Here is a 17,894-nt window from a genome sequence, read left to right on the forward strand (position 1 = left end):
GCTAATCTGGTGCAATTATTGCCTTAATAATGCAAAAAACGCGCACCAGAAAACAGATTTGTGCATGGGTTGATGGTTTGAGTCTCAATTGATGCACAAAAAACTGCAATAAAGCGCCTTAGTTATCAATTGGATAATCACTGGCACCCATCGGCGGCGAGCATACGTCGCCGATGTGGTGCGTTTTTTGCATTTGAACCGCATCATTTGCAATGAGATTAACCCATGGATAACGTTGTTCAACCTACCAAAGTTCCCCATTCGCTGATTGAAGATGCGCTGGCGATCGTCCTCGGTACGCTAATGGTCTCTTTCGGCGTCATTATGCTGAAACAGGCTGGCGCACTCACCGGCAGTTCTGCAGGTATTGCCTTCTTAATCAGCTATTTGTCGCCGCTCTCCTTCGGTAGCGCTTTCTTCCTGATCAACCTGCCATTTTACTGGCTGGCCGTACGACGCATGGGCTGGGAATTTACCCTGAAAACCTTCTGCGCGGTTGGCCTGGTGTCGCTGTTCACCCATCTGCATCCGCTGTTTGTGCATTTTTCTGCGCTAAATCCGTTTTATGCGACACTGTTCGGTAACGTGGTGATGGGCATTGGGTTTATAGTGTTGTTCCGTCACAAAGCCAGCCTCGGCGGCATTAATATTTTGGCGCTCTGGCTGCAGGACCGCATCGGTCTGCGTGCCGGAAAACTGCAAATGGCGGTCGATACCTGCGTGGTATTAGCGTCGCTGTTTGTGGTGTCGTTACCGATGCTGTTTGCTTCAATCGCGGGCGCGGTGATCCTCAATCTCATCATCGCAATGAATCATCGTCCCGGCCGCTACATGGTTTGATGACGCATCTTTACCTCTTATTTATGACCAATCATGGAGATCTGCACCGTGTTTCAAAACGTTGATGCCTATGCCGGCGATCCGATTCTGTCGTTGATGGAAACCTTCAAACAAGATCCGCGCGATAACAAAGTAAACCTTAGCATTGGTCTCTATTACAACGAAGCGGGCATCATTCCTCAGCTGCAGGCGGTTGCCGCAGCAGAAGAGCGCCTGCAGGCACAGCCGCATCAGGCGTCGCTCTATCTGCCGATGGAAGGTCTGAACGCTTATCGTAACGCCATTGCACCGCTGCTGTTCGGCAAAGCGCATCCGATGCTGCAAGCGGGTCGTATCGCATCCATCCAGACATTGGGCGGTTCGGGCGCGCTGAAAGTCGGTGCTGATTTCCTTAAGCGTTACTTCCCATCCTCAAACGTGTGGGTGAGCGATCCAACGTGGGAAAACCATATCGCGATCTTCAACGGTGCCGGTTTCGACGTGGATACTTATCCGTGGTACGACGCGGAAACCAACGGCGTGAAATTTGATGCGTTCATCGCCAAGCTGAAAACCTTGCCGAAGCAGTCCATCGTGCTGCTGCATCCGTGCTGTCATAACCCAACCGGCGCCGATCTGACTAATGCGCAGTGGGATGAAACCACCGAAGTGCTGAAAGCGCAGGAGCTGATTCCGTTCCTCGATATCGCTTATCAGGGCTTTGGTGCGGGCATGGAAGCGGATGCTTATGCCATTCGCGCCATTGCGGCTGCCGGCTTGCCAGCGCTGGTGAGCAACTCGTTCTCCAAGATCTTCTCGCTGTACGGCGAGCGTGTTGGCGGCCTATCCATTGTCTGCGACAGCGCGGAAGAGTCTGCTCGTGTGCTGGGCCAGCTGAAAGCGACCGTGCGTCGTAACTACTCCAGTCCGCCAAACTTTGGTGCACAGGTGGTATCTTGCGTATTGAATGACGAGGCGCTGCTCAACAATTGGCTGGCAGAAGTGGAAGCGATGCGTCTGCGCATTATCGAAATGCGCCAGTCGTTGGTGAAGGTGCTGAGCACCAAGCTGCCGGGGCAAAACTTCGATTACCTGTTGAAGCAGCGCGGCATGTTTAGCTATACCGGTCTGAGCGCGCAGCAGGTTGATCGTCTGCGCGATGAATTCGGCGTGTATCTGATTGCCAGCGGCCGTATGTGCGTTGCCGGTCTGAACAGCCGCAATGTCAACCAGGTTGCCGAGGCGTTTGCCGCAGTGATGTAAGCCATGGTTTGATGATAAAAACCGTCAGCGCAGGTTGGCGGTTTTTTTATATCTCATTAGTTAAGTTTAAATGAGACCGGTCTTGTAAGAGCTTAACTCCTTGAATGTAAAGATTCTCCTGCCGAAAAATGGCCGAGCGCGACAACTTCATCGCGAATTTTTATGCACAAGGAAGCATGCTCATGACCCTGACAGCCCGTTCTTATTTACTCAAACCTACGGCTATTGCGCTTGCGTTAGCCTTCACTATCCCGGCTTACAGTACCGAACTCACGCGCGATAACGGCGCGCCAGTCGGTGATAACCAGAATTCACAAACCGCAGGCGAGCACGGTGCGGTGCTGCTGCAGGACGTGCAGCTGATCCAGAAGCTGCAACGCTTTGATCGTGAACGCATTCCAGAGCGCGTGGTTCACGCACGCGGTACCGGCGCACACGGCGAGTTCCGCGCCAGCAAAGACATCAGCGACTTAACCATTGCCGAAGTCTTCAAGCCGGGCAGCGTGACGCCGGTATTTGTGCGCTTTTCGTCCGTAGTGCATAGCAAACATTCACCGGAAACGCTGCGCGACCCGCGCGGTTTTGCCACCAAGTTTTACACCAGCCAGGGCAACTGGGATTTAGTCGGTAACAACCTGCCGGTGTTCTTTATCCGCGACGCGATTAAATTCCCGGACATGGTGCATGCGTTTAAGCCCGATCCACGCACCAATCTTGGCAACGACGCGCGCACCTTTGATTTCTTCTCTCACGTACCAGAAGCCACGCACGGCCTGACCATGCTGTTCTCCAACATGGGGACGCCAGCAAACTATCGCCAGATGGATGGCAACAGCGTGCACGCCTATAAGTTCGTCAACGCCAAAGGCGAAGTGCACTACGTGAAATTCCACTGGAAAACCCTGCAGGGCGAGAAAAACCTCGACCCAAGCGAAGTGGCGGCCATTCAGAGCGGCACCTTCAGCCACATGACCGAAGATTTAGTGGCATCGATCAACAACAAAGCTTTCCCGAAATGGGATCTCTATATTCAAACCATCAAAGCCAGCGATCTGGATAAGTTCGACTTCAACCCGCTGGACGCCACCAAAATCTGGCCGGGTATCACAGAAGTGAAAGTCGGCCAGATGGAACTGAATCGCAACGTGGATAACTTCTTCCAGGAAACCGAGCAGGTGGCGATGGCGCCATCGAATCTGGTGCCGGGCATTGAGCCATCGGAAGATCGCTTGTTGCAAGGTCGTTTGTTCTCTTACGCCGATACCCAGATGCACCGTTTGGGCGCCAATGGTCTGACGTTGCCGGTCAACGCGCCGCGCGTGCCGGTGATTAACGGTAATCAGGATGGCGCGATGAACAGCGGCAAAGCTGACGATCATGGCGTGAACTATCAGCCAAGCCGTATCTATCCGCGTGAAGAGCTGCAGAGCGCACGTTATAGCCACAGCTCGCTGAGCGGCACCACGCAGCAGGCGATGATCGCTAAAACGCAGAACTTTAAGCAGGCGGGCGATCTGTATCGTTCCTTTAACGACAAAGAGAAAACCGATCTGATCAATTCTCTGGGCGGCGCGCTGAAAGGTGTGGATGTGCAGAGCCGCGCCATTATGCTGTCGTACTTCTACAAGGCCGATAAAGAGTACGGCGAGCGTCTGGCTGCGATCACTAAAGATGATGTGGGCAGCATCAAAACCATGGCCGCTAAGCTGAGCGACTAACCTTCAGGCGGCAGACTTCACGCTCTGCCGCTTTTTCCTCTCTTCAGGGTTTACCTTTCGCCGACATGCTGCACACTTAAACGGTGTGATTACTTTTAGGATTCTGGCATGTGGCATCAACAAACGCTTACGCTTGGCGCTAAAGCGCGCGGCTTTCATCTGATCACCGACGAGATTGTCGGACAGCTTAATGGTCTATGGGACGTGCGCGTCGGCCAATTGCATCTCCTGCTGCAACACACATCGGCGTCTTTAACGCTGAATGAGAATTGCGATCCCACCGTGCGCAGCGATATGGAGCAGCATTTCTTACGTCATGTTCCGGAAAGTGCGCCTTATCAGCACGACTACGAAGGGGCTGACGATATGCCCGCACACATCAAATCGTCGCTACTCGGCGTTTCACTCCTGATTCCGGTCCACCGCGGTCGCCTGATGTTAGGCACGTGGCAGGGAATCTGGTTGGGTGAACATCGTGTACAGGGCGGTGCGCGACGTATCGTAGCGACCTTACAAGGGGAATAAAAAATGAATACTTCGGATTTACTGACGTACTGCATGGGCAAGCCGGGCGCGGAGCAAAGCTTTAAAGAGTGCTGGCAGGCGACGCAGATTAAAAGTGAAGGCGTGCTGTTTGCCATGCTTTATGAGGTAAAAGGGCGTCCGGCCTTGTCGCTGAAGGCATCACCCGCGCTGGCGGAATTATTACGTGAGGAGCATGACGATGTGTTTCCCAGTGAACATTTAAATAAGTCGCACTGGAGCACGCTGTGGCTGGACGGGTCGCTGAAAGATTCGCAGATTTACTATCTGGTGGATGCTTCCTGGCAACAGGCTGACGCCACGCGTGCGGCGGGCGTCAACCATGATGAACACTGAGGCGGATTAAGCCGCAGATTCCTCGCGCAGGGTATTGATATCAATCACGAAGCGGTATTTCACGTCGCTTTTCAGCATACGTTCGTAGGCGTCGTTGATTTGATTCATCGCGATCAGTTCGATATCTGAAGTGATACCGTGCTTGCCGCAGAAATCCAGCATTTCCTGGGTTTCCGCGATGCCGCCAATCAGTGAACCGGCAATGCTGCGACGTTTGAAAATCAGGTTGAAGACTTGCGGTGCCGGGTGATCGTGCTCCGGCGCGCCGACCAGCGTCATGTTGCCATCACGCTTCAGCAGGGCGATGAACGGGTTGAGATCGTGCTGCGCTGCAACGGTGTTCAGGATGAAGTCAAAGCTGTTGGTGTGCGCGGCCATTTGGTCGGCATCTTTCGAGATCACCACTTCATCAGCGCCCAGACGTTTACCATCTTCAATTTTTGACGGTGACGTGGTGAACAGCACCACATGTGCGCCCATCGCATGAGCCAGTTTCACGCCCATGTGACCAAGGCCGCCCAAACCGACGATACCAACTTTTTTACCCGGACCGACATTCCAGTGGCGCAGCGGAGAGTAAGTGGTGATACCGGCACACAGCAGTGGCGCAACGCCCGCCAGATCGAGATTTTCTGGTACGCGCAGCACGAAGCTTTCATCTACTACCATGCTGGTGGAGTAACCGCCGTAGGTGATGGCTTTGGTTTCACGGTCTTCACCGTTGTAAGTACCAACGAAGCCATTCTCGCAATACTGCTCCAGCCCTTCCTGACAGCTTGGACAGCTGCGGCAGGAATCAACCATACAACCAACACCGACCAAATCACCCACTTTGTAGTTGTGGGTGTGAGGGCCAACGGCCGTCACGCGACCGACAATTTCATGGCCAGGCACCACAGGGAAAATGGTGTTGCGCCATTCGTTGCGCGCGGTATGCAGGTCAGAGTGGCAGACGCCGCAGTACAACACTTCAATCTGCACATCATGAGCGCGCAGTTCGCGTGGCTTAAAGTCGAACGGGGCGAGTTTTGCTTTCGCGTCCTGTGCGGCATAGGCATGCGTAATATTCATGGTGTCTCCAGTAGGATGTGTCGTGAGTTTTATGCGGGATCCCGTTCAGCGCACTGAAGGGATAAAGGGCGTAAGGACGCCAAAAGGAACGTTGTAAGGATAGTCAGCAGGAGGGAATGCGTATATGCCTGAAGTTGTCTGATTCTTGCCTGTTCCTGCATTTCGTTGCGGAATTCGACAGAAAAAAAACAGGCCCGCAATGGCGGGCCTGAGAGAAAATTACTTCTTCAACATTGGCTTAAGGAAACGCGCCGTGTGTGATTTTTCACACTCCGCCACCGTTTCTGGCGTGCCGGACACCAGGATTTCACCGCCGCCGCTGCCGCCTTCCGGGCCGAGATCGACAATCCAGTCTGCGGTTTTCACCACGTCGAGGTTGTGCTCAATCACCACGATGGTATTGCCCTGATCGCGCAGCTGATGCAGCACTTCCAGCAGTTGCTGAATATCCGCAAAGTGCAGGCCGGTAGTAGGCTCATCAAGGATATAGAGCGTTTGGCCGGTACCGCGTTTTGACAGCTCACGCGCCAGCTTGACGCGCTGGGCTTCACCGCCAGAGAGCGTAGTTGCCGACTGACCCAGGCGGATATACGACAGGCCAACATCGATCAGGGTTTGCAGCTTACGCGCCAGCGCCGGAACCGCATCAAAGAACTCGCGTGCTTCTTCAATGGTCATATCCAGCACTTCATGGATGCTCTTGCCTTTGTACTTAATCTCCAGCGTTTCGCGGTTGTAGCGTTTGCCTTTGCACTGATCACACGGCACGTAGACATCCGGTAAGAAGTGCATTTCCACTTTAATCACGCCGTCACCCTGACAGGCTTCGCAACGTCCGCCGCGCACGTTAAAGCTGAAGCGGCCTGGGTTGTAACCGCGCGACCGTGCTTCCGGCACACCGGCGAACAGCTCGCGCACCGGCGTGAAAATACCGGTATAGGTTGCCGGGTTCGAACGCGGTGTACGGCCAATTGGGCTTTGATCGATGTCGATCACTTTGTCGAAATGCTCAAGACCGGCGATCTCGCGATACGGTGCCACTTCGGTTGTTGTCGCGCCATTGAGCTGGCGCTGGGCAATCGGGAACAGCGTATCGTTGATCAGCGTCGATTTACCCGAGCCGGATACGCCGGTGATGCAGGTAAATAAGCCGACCGGAATCGTCAGCGTCACATCTTTGAGGTTGTTACCGCGCGCACCGGTGAGTTTCAGCACTTTGGCCGGATCGCCTTTCACACGTTGTTTCGGGATAGCGATTTCGCGCTTGCCACTCAGGTATTGGCCGGTCAGGGAATTTTCATTCGCCATAATCGCGTGCACGTCGCCTTCCGCCACCACCTGGCCGCCGTGGACGCCGGCGCCTGGCCCAATATCGATCACGTGGTCAGCAGCGCGAATCGCATCTTCATCGTGCTCTACCACAATCACGGTATTACCGAGATCGCGCAGGTGAATCAGCGTGCCGAGCAAGCGTTCGTTATCGCGCTGATGCAGACCGATTGATGGCTCATCCAGCACGTACATTACACCAACCAAGCCGGCACCAATCTGGCTCGCCAGACGAATTCGCTGTGCTTCACCGCCGGACAGCGTTTCCGCCGAGCGTGACATCGACAGGTAATTCAAGCCAACGTTGACCAGGAAGCTCAGACGGTCGCCGATCTCCTTCAGGATTTTCTCGGCGATTTGCGCGCGCTGGCCGCTGAGTTTCAGATTGCGGAAGAAATCAGTCGCGTGACCAATACTCATCTCTGAAATGGTCGGCAGGTCGGTATTTTCCACAAACACATGACGCGCTTCGCGGCGCAGACGGGTGCCATCACAGCTGGTACAGGAGCGATTACTGATGAACTTCGCCAACTCCTCGCGCACCGCGTTGGATTCCGTCTCTTTATAGCGGCGCTCCATGTTATGCAGCACGCCTTCAAATGGATGGCGGCGCACTGACGTGTCACCGCGATCGTTGATGTATTTAAACTCGATGCTCTCTTTGCCGGAGCCGTACAAAATCACGTCGCGCGCTTCGTCGCTCAGGCTGTTGAACGGAGCTTCGACATCGAATTCCAGATGTTCTGCCAAAGAACGCAGCATTTGGAAGTAATAGAAGTTGCGGCGATCCCAGCCGCGAATCGCGCCGCCGGCCAGTGACAGTTCGGGGTTTTGCACCACGCGATCGGGATCGAAATACTGCTGTACGCCCAAACCGTCACAGGTAGGGCAAGCACCGGCCGGGTTGTTGAACGAGAACAGACGCGGTTCCAGCTCGCTCATGCTGTAGCCACAAATCGGGCAGGCAAAGTTTGCCGAGAACAGCAATTCTTCCGCCTCAGGCTCGTCCATATCGGCGACGATGGCGGTGCCGCCGCTCAATGCCAATGTGGTTTCAAACGATTCGGCCAGACGCGTCGCCAGGTCTTCGCGCACGCGGAAGCGGTCAATCACCACTTCGATGGTGTGCTTCTTCTGCAATTCCAGCTTTGGTGGATCCGACAGATCGCACACTTCACCGTCGATACGCGCACGGATGTAGCCTTGCGCGGCGAGGTTTTCCAGCGTTTTGGTGTGTTCGCCTTTGCGATCTTTCACCACTGGCGCCAACAGCATCAGGCGACGGCCTTCTTCCTGCGACAGCACCTGATCAACCATTTGGCTGACGGTTTGCGCCGCCAGCGGAACGTCATGATCCGGACAGCGCGGTTCACCCACGCGTGCAAACAGCAGGCGCAGATAATCATGAATTTCGGTAATGGTGCCGACAGTGGAACGCGGGTTATGCGACGTCGATTTCTGTTCAATGGAAATGGCGGGCGAAAGACCTTCAATATGGTCCACGTCCGGTTTCTCCATTAATGAAAGAAACTGGCGCGCATAGGCCGAAAGCGATTCGACATAGCGACGCTGGCCTTCCGCATACAGCGTATCAAACGCCAGCGAAGACTTACCGGAACCTGACAGACCGGTGACCACAATGAGCTTATCGCGAGGGATGATCAGGTTGATGTTCTTCAAATTATGGGTGCGAGCACCGCGGACTTCGATCTTATCCATTCACCTTTCCCGGATTGAACAACACTCGCCATGCCTTGCCAGCACGACCAGCAGAAACGCTCCATTATGGCACAAAAAATAACCTGAATAAATATCCAGTGTTTTTTGCTATTCTGTCCGCCATTAAAATTGGAATCCCGCTCTAAAGTGGGCACACGACAATGTGACGTGATACAATTTTTCGCTTAGACTTTTAGCATCAACTCATCGGGAGACAGCAACATGGCCAGTCGTGGCGTAAACAAAGTGATTCTAGTCGGGAATCTGGGTCAGGATCCGGAAGTGCGCTACATGCCAAATGGTGGCGCGGTAGCCAACATTACGCTGGCCACGTCAGAAAGCTGGCGCGATAAGACAACCGGTGAAAACAAAGAGATCACGGAATGGCACCGCGTTGTGCTGTTCGGCAAGCTGGCGGAAGTGGCTGGCGAATACCTGCGTAAAGGTTCTCAGGTTTACATCGAAGGCCAGCTGCGTACCCGCAAATGGACCGATCAAGCCGGCCAGGAAAAATACACCACTGAAGTGGTGGTCAACGTTGGCGGCACCATGCAGATGCTGGGCGGACGTCAGCAGGGCGCGAACGCAGGTGGTGCACCTGCGGGCGGCCAGGGTGGCGGCAATAACAACGGTTGGGGCCAGCCACAGCAGCCACAACAGCAGCCGCAGGGCGGTGGCAACCAGTTCAGCGGTGGTGCACAACAGCGTCCCCAGCAGCAGAGCGCGCCAGCCAATAACGAACCGCCAATGGATTTTGACGACGATATTCCGTTCTGATATTCCGCCTGAGCTATCTCAGGCCGGACGTTATCGAATCCAGAAATGCCATTCCGGGAGGAGTGGCATTTTTTTTGTCTGAAGCCGAACAAGGTGCAGCCTTAATGCGGTCGCCATTCCCTCAACAGCGCTTCCGTCTCACGCACCAGCACCGGGTTACCTGGAATAATCAAATCTGCCCACACTTCGTTGTGCTGATTGATCTGCTGTTGCGCCGATACATAAGTGCGGTCGGCGGTGGTATGCGCATCGGCGGCGACCGTGATGTGATAGCCAAGGCTGGCGCCGACTTTAATGGTGGTATCGACACAGTAATCGGTCGCACAGCCGCAAATGACGAAGCTTTTAATACCGAGTTGGTCGAGTTGAGCGGCAAGATCGGTTTGCCAGAAGCTGTCGCAGGCGGTTTTATTCACAAAAATGGCATTGGCCGGCTGCTGTAACTCGGGGACGATCGCCCAGCCTGCTGAATTGACTTCTAAATCGGGCCCAACGTGCTGGATGAAGATCACCTGATCGGCCGCGGCGATTAACTGATTGATACGCTCGCAGCATCCGGCACGATCAAAACGCGGCGTTGCCAGTACGCCATTTTGCATATCCACTACCACAACCACACGATTAGCCATTTTTATCTCCTGTTAAGTCTTGTCAGTGTCCGGTGAACTGGCAAAGAGGTAAAGCAAATCCGCTTTGCATTTATCGCCACTGCCGCGCATGCTTATAAGCGCGTTTATTCCGGAGGTGTGTCGTGAAGGTGGTTCCTGAAATCTTTCCATGTGAGCGAGATCGTGCGCAGTTTCAGCATTTTGCTGAGCTGCCGGGCATCGAGCTTTATCAGGCGCACATCTCCCGCTACGCTTTTGAACCGCATACCCATGAAGCCTTTGGCATCGGCACTATCGAGTCCGGCGCCCAGCGCTTTCGCTATCGCGGCGCCAATTACACCGCGCCGCAGCATTCGTTAGTGATGATGAATCCCGACGAGCTGCACACCGGTGAATCTGCCTGCGACGAAGGCTGGCGCTATCGCATGATCTATATCGATCCGCAGGAAATGGATCGTCTGACCGGCGATCGTCATTGGTGGTTCACCGACGCGCTACGCACCGATGCGCGTCTGGCGCAGCCGTTCTCTCAACTGCTGGCGCAGATGTGGCAGGCGGAAACCTCGCTGGAACGCGAAAGCATTCTACTCGAGCTGCTGGAATTGATGCGTCCGCTGGCGCGTCAGGGACAGCCGCGATCTGCTGAAGGTACACATCGCTTCGATGCGGTAAGAGACTATTTGCGTGAAAATCTTGCCGAACCGGTGCGCCTCGAAGAACTTGCTGCGCTGGCATCACTGTCGCCGTGGCATTTCCTGCGCAGTTTTAAACAACACTTCCACGTTACGCCGCATCAAATGCTGATGGCTTTTCGCCTGTTCGCAGCAAAACAGCAGCTGGCGCGCGGCGACAGTGCCGCAACCGTCGCGGCATCGGTTGGTCTTACCGATCAGGCACATCTTACCCGCGCCTTCGCGCATCGCTACGGCATCACGCCGGGCCGCTATCAAAAACAGGTGTTCCCTTCACGCTAACCGCAATCTGCTACAAGCCTTTATCCTGCGCCTGCGTCACACTGCAGCGGAATGCATATAAAGGAAGAGTTTATGTTTGCTGGAATACTGTTTGCGCTGGCGGCGGGACTGATGTGGGGATTGATCTTTGTGGGCCCGCTGCTGATACCGGATTATCCCGGCACCTTACAATCGGCCGGACGCTACGTCGCCTTTGGTTTGGTGGTGTTGCCACTTGCCTGGCTGGATCGCCGTCGTTTGCGTCAGCTGGCGCGCAAAGACTGGATTGAAGCGCTGAAGCTGTCGCTGATTGGCAATTTGCTCTATTACGCGTTTCTCGCCAGCGCAATTCAACGTACCGGCGCGCCCATCTCCACCATGATTATCGGCACCTTGCCGGTGGTGATTACCGTGACGGCCAATCTCTGTTATGGCCATCTTGAAGGGCGCTTGCCGTGGCGCAAACTGACGCCGGCGTTGCTGATTATTGCTGCCGGCCTGGCTTGCGTGAATGCCGCCGAACTTCAGACGCAAGGTCCCGATTTTGATTGGTCGCGCTATCTCACCGGTTTAGGGTTAGCGATTCTGGCGGTGGCATGCTGGACATGGTATCCGCTGCGTAATGGTTTATGGTTACGCGCGCATCCCCAGCACAAGCCATCCAGCTGGGCGACGGCACAAGGTTTGGTGACGCTGCCGCAGGCGTTGGTGTTCTATCTATTAGTCTGCGTGCAGCTCCACTGGCAGCAACCTGCGTTTGCGCTGCCATTCGGGCCGCAGCCGCAACGCTTTCTATTATTGATGTTAGGTATCGGGCTGATTTGCTCATGGCTGGGCACACTGTGCTGGAATGCGGCCAGCCAACGCGTGCCGACGGTGATCATGGGGCCGCTGATTGTGTTCGAAACCTTAGCCGGTTTGCTGTGGACATTCCTGTGGCGACAAAGTTGGCCGCCGCTGTTAACCGCTGTCGGCATTGGTTGTCTGATTATTGGCGTCATCTACGCGATGCGTATTAAACCGCAGCCGCACATCACTGCAGTATAAGTGATCAAAATAGCGCTGCTGAATAATCATTTCGGCAGCGTACTACGCTGTATTTTAAGAATTTGACCAACCCCTTTCACCTGCCTCAACGCCCATCCAGGCGCTCGCCTGGCCGTCGATATAACATTTCGGCTAATTTCAGCCGCCTTTTTAGCCCTGATTTGTCATAACAAGTCATACCGTTACGTCCGGTGCCTGAGCGTTTAAGGGTAATAAGCCTCCCTAAACCTTCACTAATCTCCGATCTTCCTGGCTATCGCAGGCCCTAAAGCGGAAAAAAGCGGCGCGTTAAGGCGGAAAAACATGCATCTAACCTACCGTTTATTGCCGTTTGGCACTGAAGATTGGCACTCGAAAGCCACTTTTTGCTTAAGGGAATCGGGCGATGTTAAGAAAGATTCCATTAACCGTTGGCCAAAAACCATTAAGCGTAACGATGAATAGGGTGCAGGAATTTAACTTATCTCCCGCTTTTTGGCTGTTATTGTTTAGGGTAGATAACCTTTCTTATCAGGATTATTCCTGGCAACAGGATAGGGAATTATGGTCTACGCGCGTCAACCAGATGACCAATGAATCTCAGAACAGATCCAGTTAAAAACAGAGGTTGTGTGTGAACGGTTACACGACGTTGTTCATTAATGCTTAACAGAATTGTCTGCATTCAGGACTGATGATTAATGTTGGTAAAGTAATAATCGAAGCGCCAATCTCACCGAAATGAGATTGGACTTCGTTTGAATGGCTTGAATAGAGAGACTTTTGCTGATGTGAATCTATTTTACCGCAAAAAAGGAAGCAATTCCGCGATGGTATTCATCAGGAAAAATTGGTGCGAATTGTTATGTTGTGAACGCCGTATTAAATGATCTTCATATCTTCTGGTAAGAACAAATCTCAGCATTAAGTCAAATAACATCGGCCTTAATGGTGTTAGCGATTATCTGTTCCTGCAGGATAATGATAAACGCTACGGCTAATATCCAATAAACGGCAGCTACGACGGGTACCTATGTCGAATGTCGTTTGCAGAAAGTTAACCGCCTGGCGCTTTTCATTGGTGGTGAAGAAGTTTTTCAATACGCTTTGTAGCATCTCTTTATCGGAACTCAGTGATTGCAGTTCACGCGTGAGGTTAAGTAGCTGATCTTCCAGCTCCTTGATTTTGCGACCTTCTTCGGAAGAGAGCCCAGAAAACTTCTTCTTCCAGCTATAGAAAGTGGCCTCGGAAATGCCTAGCTCCTCACAAATCTCCCTGACTTTCACTCCCGTTTCAGAAGCTTTAATGGCATTTGTGATTTGCTCTTCGCTATATCGTGACTTTCTCATAAATGCTATTACCTTTCTTATCAATTAGTGGATGAGAATTACTGTATTAATATCTGGCACTGCAAAAACACTATTAATGCAGTATTAAAGTGCGCGATTTGAATTGCGAGGGTTAAATTAAGATATTTAGAAGAAATATCATCATGGGATAAATCTTATTTTATTCCGAATGGCATTGAACGCCTTCCTGGCTTTAGGTTTTTGATATAAATTCTCTCCATCCCAAATGCAGAAAAATACTACATTCATTGGAAAATCGGCATAAACCACTTGCAGAAATGTCAGGGTATGCCAGTAAACTTTTGCTTAGAATTTAGGCTGAAATCGTTTACATCCACAGAGTTTCGCACCGGATATAATCGGAATTTTCCTGAATATAATTCCTAATTACTGACGCGAGTCTCATTTTTCGGACCAGTTTGGTTTGAAGTTAATAAATTAAGTCAGGCCCACTAAGCGCTTGTTAATTCATTTCAAGGACGTTGTACCGAAAGTTGTTGTAGTTCGTAATACTAAGGATCAGTCAATGAAATTGAGCGTAATGTCGAATGCCGCCTGGATGATGTCTGAAAAGATTGTCTCCGTGTTCGGCGTCATATTTGTGACCTCCTACGTGGCAAAATCCTTTGGTCCAACCATCTTTGGCCAAATGGCGTTTTCGACCTCGCTGTTTTCCATGGTGCAGACCGTGGCGATTTTCGGTACGGAAACCATTCTGTTTAAACGTATCAGTAAGAGTGCGCCGAAAGGGCTGCGCCTGATGACCGTAGCGCGCAACATGCGCATGGTTTTGCTGTTGCTCACATCGCTGCCCGTCTTGATTTGGGTCTGGTACAACATGCAGGAAAACTTCCTCGCTTTTGCACTGGCCTCGTTTATCTCATCGGTTTTCGTGACGCAAGACACCTTCAGTGTCTACAACAATGCGCGCTTAGCGTCGCGGCTGAATACCATCGCCAACTCTGTCGGATTGCTGCTGGGCTTCAGCTTAAGTTTCGCCATTGCCTGGCTGCACCTCAATCCGCTGTGGCTGACCGTGTCGATTGTCGCCGTCACGTTGGTGCCGTACGTCATTAAGCGTTTTAACTTTTATCGCGAAAATCAGGATGTGGCGCCGCCGCAGGATAAGCGCAACACCTATCTGCGCTATTTGCTGTACGCCGGATTGCCGCTGGCCATCTCCAGCATCTTTATCTCGGTGCAGGTGAAAGCGGCACAGATGTTCCTGGCAGGCATCGCCTCAGCGCGCGATCTCGGGCTGTTCGCCGCCGCCAATACCATTTCGGCCTCCTGGATTTTTATTCCGGTCGCCATCATCACTTCCTGCTTTTCGGAAATCTTCCGCGAGCGTGGAGAAGCCGCCATCAAGTTGACAGCACGGCTTAATGGCTATGTCATGGGTGTTTCATTGTTGTTGTTAGCGGTGATCGCGATGTACGGCGAAAAAATCATCATCGCTTTGTATGGTCACGAGTACACACAGTCAGGAAGTCTCATTACGTTGTTGTCGTTAGCAACCTGCTTTTCGGCGATGGGGACCGTGGCGTATCGCTACATGGTCAAAGAAGGCGGGTTTAATTATCTGTTAAAGAAAATCGTTTGCCTGATGGTCATCAGCTTGCCGCTGTCGTGGTGGCTGATCCAGAGCTACGGCATCATGGGTGCCGCGTGGAGCGTTTTCATCTCAGAATTGCTGTCTCTTACCGTAATGAATTACTTCTTCAAAAACGGCGTCATTCAAAAAATCCAGGTTTCCTCACTCAACTACAAAACCTACAAATGAGGTCAGATATGCTCAAGTTGAAAGATGAACTCAGAAGAAGCGTTCAGTACTTCATCAAGAAGATGCCCTGGGCATACCAGGATCGTATCTACTATTTTCATAAGTTCCGCAAATTGCCCAATTTGCGCGAGCCGAAAGTGTTTAATGAGAAGGTGCTGTACCGCAAATTCGTCCATGGCGATTATCAGATCTATGGCCGTCTGTCGGACAAATATTCGGTGCGTGAATATATCGCCGAGAAAGTGGGCAGCGAATACCTGATCCCGCTGGTTTACGAGACCAGCGATCCAAGCTCGTTGCACACGCTGCCGAGCTGGAAAAATACCGTTATCAAGCCGAATCACGCCTCCAACATGGTGGAGATCCTGCTGGAAGAGCCGGATGCGCTGAAGAAGCAGCAGATTATTAGCGACTGCCATCGCTGGCTGAAGACCGATTTCGCCAACGAAGCGCGTGAGATTCACTATCGCTACATCAAGCCACGCATTCTGGTGGAGCAGTACATTGGCGATGGTAAATCGGCACCGATTGACTACAAGTTCCACATGTTCAACAAGCGCGACGGCAGCTTTGAGTATGTGCTGCAGGTGATCTACAACCGCTGCAATCCGCTGTTGTCGATGAACTTCTATGTCAACAACCTCAACGAGGCGTATCACAAAATTCGTGATACCGGTCTGGACGTGACGCCGCAAATGGCCTCGTTGCAGCACGCGTTGGCGTTGAGTAAAAAGCTGGCGAGCGATTTCGATTATGTGCGCGTGGATTGGTACATCGATAACGAGCAGATCTACTTCGGCGAATTAACCTTCACGCCGGGCGCGGGTTTGGTGACCGGTTTGGATCGCGGGCTAAATCAGATGATGGGTGATATGTGGATTCAGGATCGTCGCGGTACGAAGATACCGGGCATCACGGTGGCGGAAGTGACCATTCCGGCCGTATTGAAGAAAATTTAGAATCACACAGCAAAATAAAAAACCCCGCTTCGGCGGGGTTTTTTATTGGCGGCGATTAAGGCATTGGCCAATCGGTTGGCGTCTGGCTCATCACTTCAATAAAGGCGTTTTTGGAGATTTCCATAAAGTTATGCAGATTCTCCATGCTCAGCGTGATACCGAGCAGGCCAGTAACAAACCAGCATGACATGCCAACGCCGATGCCACCGCACAGCAGCGCCATCACGTGATGACTGTTCTGACGCAGTCGAATTTTCATGGTGCTGGCGAAGAACATCATTACCGCACTCAGGAGTTCCCAGCGCATTACAATCAAACTGGTGGTTAAGGTGGCCATCTGCAAAAACCTCTTAGAATCAGTGATATCCCCGACATTCAATCGACATCACTGGCGGCTAAGAAGGAAGGTCAGGGAAGTCCTTCTGGCCGTCTTACTGAATACAGGAAAGTGTGACTTGGCTCACATTATATCACTCGATTTTAAATTTTGAACAAAATTTATACCTGGTATGGTAGAAAGATTTTTATCGAAAAAAGAGGGGAAAGCGGGGAGTGAAAAGAGGTGCGCCCGCAAGGGGCGCGCAGAAAGGGTTAGCTAACCGGGCAGCACTCGCCGGTTGTACGCTGGGCAAAACTGGTCATGTTGTTGTCTGCACAGTCAAAACTGAGCAAGCGCGGACGCTGAATCATCGCCTGGCGACGCATGGTGTGACGATAAGCGGTTGGCGTTTGCGAGAACTGACGGCGGAACACGCGCGAGAAAGTCTGCTGCGAGTCGTAACCGTATTGCATCGCGATATCGAACACCGGACGCTGGGTTTGACGCAGCGCTTCCGCGGCCAGCGTCAGACGACGTTCGCGAATATAGCCACCCAGCGTTTGTTTCGTGACAGCACGGAACATACGCTGCAGATGCCATTTTGAGTAACCTGATTTTGCCGCGACTTCATCAATAGACAGCGCTTTATCCAGATTCTGATCGATCCAGTTGGACAGCGAATGAATGATTTCCTGTTGCATCATAGCCTCATCCTTCTGATGTTTTTTGCCTGGTGAGAAATTCGAAGTTTTGCTGGGGTGCGAGTATAATTCCTCAAGTTAACTTGAGGTAAAGGCCCTAAATGAAAAAAGAACGCAATTACCCGAAGCCGGTTTTGACGCCGGGTGAAGTGGCGAAGCGCAGCGGCGTGGCGGTGTCGGCGCTGCACTTCTATGAGACCAAAGGATTGATTTTTAGCTCGCGTAACGGCGGCAATCAACGTCGCTACAGCCGTGACGTGCTGCGTCGTGTTGCCATCATCAAAATTGCGCAACGTATCGGCATTCCGCTGGCGACGGTGAGCGACAGCCTGACGCATGTGCCGGCTAATAAACGGATGTCGACGCAGGAGTGGGACGCGTTGACGCAACACTGGCGCGAAGAGTTGGATAAACGCATCGAAACCCTCACGCGCTTGCGTAACGATCTTGATGGCTGCATTGGCTGCGGCTGTTTATCGATGCGCGATTGTCCGCTGCGCAATCCCGGTGACCGGCTGGCCGAGCAAGGTTCGGGCGCGGTGCTACTCGATCCGGAACAGGACGAGCAAAAACGCTGATCGACTATACTTGGCGGAACACTTTTACCGGCAAGGAAACCG

General features: G+C 52.6%; 17 protein-coding genes. 11 read left to right on the forward strand and 6 right to left on the reverse strand.

Features of this window, described 5'->3' with window-relative positions; translation table 11 throughout:
- Positions 1-225 precede the first annotated feature (225 nt).
- The 5 genes from HX773_RS00965 (at position 226) to HX773_RS00985 (ending at position 4,679) form a co-directional block, all read left to right on the forward strand.
- A complete protein-coding gene (locus HX773_RS00965; RefSeq protein WP_008109953.1) occupies positions 226-840 on the forward strand; it encodes a YitT family protein in 615 nt (204 codons plus the stop codon).
- Positions 841-888: 48 nt separating this feature from the next.
- Positions 889-2,082 carry an amino acid aminotransferase gene (locus HX773_RS00970; RefSeq protein WP_176970071.1) on the forward strand — a complete coding sequence of 398 codons (1,194 nt, stop codon included), beginning with the start codon at positions 889-891 and terminating at the stop codon, positions 2,080-2,082.
- A 182-nt stretch (positions 2,083-2,264) separates the two neighbouring features.
- Positions 2,265-3,800, forward strand: a complete 1,536-nt coding sequence (locus tag HX773_RS00975; RefSeq protein ID WP_255433151.1) for a catalase — start codon at positions 2,265-2,267, stop codon at positions 3,798-3,800.
- 108 nt (positions 3,801-3,908) lie between these two features.
- On the forward strand, positions 3,909-4,325 hold the full coding sequence (locus tag HX773_RS00980) for a secondary thiamine-phosphate synthase enzyme YjbQ (RefSeq protein ID WP_176970072.1): 417 nt from the start codon (positions 3,909-3,911) through the stop codon (positions 4,323-4,325).
- 3 nt (positions 4,326-4,328) lie between these two features.
- Positions 4,329-4,679, forward strand: coding sequence for an MmcQ/YjbR family DNA-binding protein (locus HX773_RS00985; protein ID WP_176970073.1), 351 nt, complete (start codon positions 4,329-4,331; stop codon positions 4,677-4,679).
- Positions 4,680-4,685: 6 nt separating this feature from the next.
- Here the strand turns inward: HX773_RS00985 and HX773_RS00990 are convergent, their stop codons facing one another.
- Together HX773_RS00990 and uvrA are read right to left on the reverse strand one after the other, a co-directional pair.
- Complete coding sequence (locus HX773_RS00990; RefSeq protein WP_176970074.1) at positions 4,686-5,750, reverse strand: NAD(P)-dependent alcohol dehydrogenase; 1,065 nt, start codon at positions 5,748-5,750, stop codon at positions 4,686-4,688.
- Between the two features lie 219 nt (positions 5,751-5,969).
- Positions 5,970-8,798 (reverse strand): excinuclease ABC subunit UvrA, encoded by a 2,829-nt coding sequence (uvrA, locus tag HX773_RS00995; protein WP_176970075.1) that lies wholly within the window; start codon positions 8,796-8,798, stop codon positions 5,970-5,972.
- A gap of 222 nt (positions 8,799-9,020) precedes the next feature.
- Here uvrA and ssb1 point away from each other — a divergent pair, with 222 nt between their 5' ends.
- Positions 9,021-9,575, forward strand: a complete 555-nt coding sequence (gene ssb1, locus HX773_RS01000) for a single-stranded DNA-binding protein SSB1 (protein WP_061718369.1) — start codon at positions 9,021-9,023, stop codon at positions 9,573-9,575.
- 101 nt (positions 9,576-9,676) lie between these two features.
- On the opposite strand, the gene HX773_RS01005 is transcribed toward ssb1, so the two are convergent.
- Positions 9,677-10,204, reverse strand: coding sequence for an isochorismatase family protein (locus tag HX773_RS01005; RefSeq protein WP_176970076.1), 528 nt, complete (start codon positions 10,202-10,204; stop codon positions 9,677-9,679).
- 122 nt (positions 10,205-10,326) lie between these two features.
- Here HX773_RS01005 and HX773_RS01010 point away from each other — a divergent pair, with 122 nt between their 5' ends.
- A complete protein-coding gene (locus tag HX773_RS01010; protein WP_176970077.1) occupies positions 10,327-11,157 on the forward strand; it encodes an AraC family transcriptional regulator in 831 nt (276 codons plus the stop codon).
- A gap of 72 nt (positions 11,158-11,229) precedes the next feature.
- The gene (locus tag HX773_RS01015; RefSeq protein ID WP_176970078.1) at positions 11,230-12,183 is read left to right on the forward strand and encodes a DMT family transporter; all 954 of its coding nucleotides are present in this window, start codon (positions 11,230-11,232) and stop codon (positions 12,181-12,183) included.
- Positions 12,184-13,116: 933 nt separating this feature from the next.
- Here HX773_RS01015 and HX773_RS01020 read toward each other — a convergent pair.
- Positions 13,117-13,512: an IS3 family transposase gene (locus HX773_RS01020; RefSeq protein ID WP_008109970.1), complete on the reverse strand. Its 396-nt coding sequence runs from the start codon at positions 13,510-13,512 to the stop codon at positions 13,117-13,119.
- A 526-nt stretch (positions 13,513-14,038) separates the two neighbouring features.
- On the opposite strand from HX773_RS01020, the gene HX773_RS01025 reads away from it, so the two are divergent.
- Together HX773_RS01025 and HX773_RS01030 are read left to right on the forward strand one after the other, a co-directional pair.
- Entirely contained in the window at positions 14,039-15,295 is a 1,257-nt protein-coding gene (locus HX773_RS01025; protein WP_176970079.1) for a polysaccharide biosynthesis C-terminal domain-containing protein, read from the forward strand.
- Positions 15,296-15,303: 8 nt separating this feature from the next.
- A complete protein-coding gene (locus HX773_RS01030; protein ID WP_176970080.1) occupies positions 15,304-16,254 on the forward strand; it encodes an ATP-grasp fold amidoligase family protein in 951 nt (316 codons plus the stop codon).
- A gap of 55 nt (positions 16,255-16,309) precedes the next feature.
- On the opposite strand, the gene HX773_RS01035 is transcribed toward HX773_RS01030, so the two are convergent.
- Positions 16,310-16,591, reverse strand: a complete 282-nt coding sequence (locus HX773_RS01035; protein ID WP_008109973.1) for a YjcB family protein — start codon at positions 16,589-16,591, stop codon at positions 16,310-16,312.
- Positions 16,592-16,845: 254 nt separating this feature from the next.
- Positions 16,846-17,277 carry a superoxide response transcriptional regulator SoxS gene (gene soxS, locus HX773_RS01040; protein WP_036649992.1) on the reverse strand — a complete coding sequence of 144 codons (432 nt, stop codon included), beginning with the start codon at positions 17,275-17,277 and terminating at the stop codon, positions 16,846-16,848.
- Between the two features lie 98 nt (positions 17,278-17,375).
- Here soxS and soxR point away from each other — a divergent pair, with 98 nt between their 5' ends.
- The gene (soxR, locus tag HX773_RS01045) at positions 17,376-17,852 is read left to right on the forward strand and encodes a redox-sensitive transcriptional activator SoxR (RefSeq protein WP_064737890.1); all 477 of its coding nucleotides are present in this window, start codon (positions 17,376-17,378) and stop codon (positions 17,850-17,852) included.
- Positions 17,853-17,894 lie beyond the last annotated feature (42 nt).

Origin of the sequence: Pantoea sp. B9002 (genome assembly GCF_013385945.1) — a bacterium.
Classification (GTDB): Bacteria; Pseudomonadota; Gammaproteobacteria; order Enterobacterales; family Enterobacteriaceae; genus Pantoea.

Excerpts from the sequence above, each read along its gene's own strand:
- HX773_RS00965 (WP_008109953.1), top strand. The coding sequence starts at position 226 with ATGGATAACGTTGTTCAACCTACCAAAGTTCCCCATTCGCTGATTGAA.
- HX773_RS00975 (WP_255433151.1), top strand. The coding sequence starts at position 2,265 with ATGACCCTGACAGCCCGTTCTTATTTACTCAAACCTACGGCTATTGCG.
- HX773_RS00980 (WP_176970072.1), top strand. The coding sequence starts at position 3,909 with ATGTGGCATCAACAAACGCTTACGCTTGGCGCTAAAGCGCGCGGCTTT.
- HX773_RS00985 (WP_176970073.1), top strand. The coding sequence starts at position 4,329 with ATGAATACTTCGGATTTACTGACGTACTGCATGGGCAAGCCGGGCGCG.
- HX773_RS00990 (WP_176970074.1), bottom strand. The coding sequence starts at position 5,750 with ATGAATATTACGCATGCCTATGCCGCACAGGACGCGAAAGCAAAACTC.
- uvrA (WP_176970075.1), bottom strand. The coding sequence starts at position 8,798 with ATGGATAAGATCGAAGTCCGCGGTGCTCGCACCCATAATTTGAAGAAC.
- ssb1 (WP_061718369.1), top strand. The coding sequence starts at position 9,021 with ATGGCCAGTCGTGGCGTAAACAAAGTGATTCTAGTCGGGAATCTGGGT.
- HX773_RS01005 (WP_176970076.1), bottom strand. The coding sequence starts at position 10,204 with ATGGCTAATCGTGTGGTTGTGGTAGTGGATATGCAAAATGGCGTACTG.
- HX773_RS01015 (WP_176970078.1), top strand. The coding sequence starts at position 11,230 with ATGTTTGCTGGAATACTGTTTGCGCTGGCGGCGGGACTGATGTGGGGA.
- HX773_RS01020 (WP_008109970.1), bottom strand. The coding sequence starts at position 13,512 with ATGAGAAAGTCACGATATAGCGAAGAGCAAATCACAAATGCCATTAAA.
- HX773_RS01025 (WP_176970079.1), top strand. The coding sequence starts at position 14,039 with ATGAAATTGAGCGTAATGTCGAATGCCGCCTGGATGATGTCTGAAAAG.
- HX773_RS01030 (WP_176970080.1), top strand. The coding sequence starts at position 15,304 with ATGCTCAAGTTGAAAGATGAACTCAGAAGAAGCGTTCAGTACTTCATC.
- HX773_RS01035 (WP_008109973.1), bottom strand. The coding sequence starts at position 16,591 with ATGGCCACCTTAACCACCAGTTTGATTGTAATGCGCTGGGAACTCCTG.
- soxS (WP_036649992.1), bottom strand. The coding sequence starts at position 17,277 with ATGATGCAACAGGAAATCATTCATTCGCTGTCCAACTGGATCGATCAG.
- soxR (WP_064737890.1), top strand. The coding sequence starts at position 17,376 with ATGAAAAAAGAACGCAATTACCCGAAGCCGGTTTTGACGCCGGGTGAA.